Here is a 1,385-nt window from a genome sequence, read left to right as displayed (position 1 = left end):
GGAGAGGGAGAGCCGGCGTGAGCTTGAGGATCGTTGTCTGTGTGAAGTACGTGCCCGACGCGACCGGTGACCGGCATTTCGCCGATGACCTGACGTTGGATCGTGAGGATGTCGACGGTCTGCTGTCGGAGCTGGATGAGTACGCGGTCGAGCAGGCGTTGCAGATCGCGGACGCGGCGGACGATGCGGAGGTCACCGTGCTGACGGTGGGTCCGGAGGATGCCAAGGACGCGTTGCGCAAGGCGTTGTCGATGGGTGCGGACAAGGCTGTTCACGTCGAGGACGACGATCTGCACGGTACGGACGCGATCGGTACGTCGTTGGTGCTGGCGAAGGCGGTCGAGAAGACGGGTTACGACCTGGTGATCTCGGGGATGGCGTCGACGGACGGCACGATGGGTGTGGTTCCGGCGCTGCTGGCCGAGCGGCTGGGTGTGCCGCAGGTGACGCTGCTGTCCGAGGTTTCCGTGGAGGGCGGTGTCGTGCGGGGCCGCCGGGACGGTGACACGGCGTCCGAGCAGCTGGAGGCGTCGCTGCCCGCGGTGGTGTCGGTGACCGACCAGTCCGGTGAGGCCCGTTACCCGTCGTTCAAGGGGATCATGGCGGCGAAGAAGAAGCCGGTCGAGTCGCTGGATCTGGATGATCTGGGGATCGACGCGGACGAGGTGGGTCTGGGCGGTGCCTGGACCGCGGTCGACTCCGCGGCCGCGCGTCCGGCCCGTACCGCGGGCACGATCGTCAAGGACGAGGGCGAGGGCGGCAAGGCTCTGGCCGGGTTCCTGGCCGGCCAGAAGTTCATCTGAGCCCCGCGCGCATTCCTTCGTTGTTTCTTCGTTCAATCGCAGGAGATTGAAGTCCCATGGCTGAAGTTCTCGTCTTTGTCGATCACGTGGACGGTGCCGTCCGCAAGCCCACGCTGGAGCTGCTGACGCTGGCGCGCCGTATCGGTGAGCCCGTCGCCGTCGCCCTGGGCAACGGGGCCTCGGACACCGCGGCCGTGCTCGCCGAGCACGGTGCGGTCAGGGTCCTGACCGCGGAGGCCGCCGAGTTCGCCGACTACCTCGTCGTTCCGAAGGTGGACGCGCTGCAGGCCGCCTGCGCCGCGGTGTCCCCGGCCGCCGTGCTGCTGCCCTCGTCCGCGGAGGCCAAGGAGATCGCGGCCCGTCTCGCGGTCCGTATCGGCTCCGGCATCATCACCGACGCCGTCGACCTGGAAGCCGGTGACCAGGGCCCGGTCGCCACGCAGTCGGCGTTCGCCGCCTCGTACACCACCAAGTCCCGTGTCTCCAAGGGCATCCCGGTCGTCACGGTCAAGCCGAACTCGGCCCCCGTCGAGCAGGCTCCGGCAGCCGGCGCCGTCGAGACCCTCACGGTCTCCTTCTCGG

Annotated in this window: 2 protein-coding genes; both read left to right on the top strand. The window is 68.6% G+C overall.

Translation table 11 applies throughout. The features are described 5' to 3' along the window. Positions 1-17: 17 nt before the first annotated feature. Complete coding sequence (locus JGS39_RS39850; protein ID WP_219574633.1) at positions 18-803, top strand: electron transfer flavoprotein subunit beta/FixA family protein; 786 nt, start codon at positions 18-20, stop codon at positions 801-803. Positions 804-859: 56 nt separating this feature from the next. Next, positions 860-1,385, top strand: a 526-nt coding sequence (locus tag JGS39_RS39845) for an electron transfer flavoprotein subunit alpha/FixB family protein (RefSeq protein ID WP_372456198.1), incomplete at its 3' end; no start/stop codon positions are given.

This window comes from Streptomyces poriferorum, from assembly GCF_019399235.1.
In the GTDB taxonomy this organism is placed as follows: Bacteria; Actinomycetota; Actinomycetes; order Streptomycetales; family Streptomycetaceae; genus Streptomyces; species Streptomyces poriferorum.
Note: the sequence above shows the minus strand (reverse complement) of the source record. Positions and strands in the feature narration are given on the sequence as shown.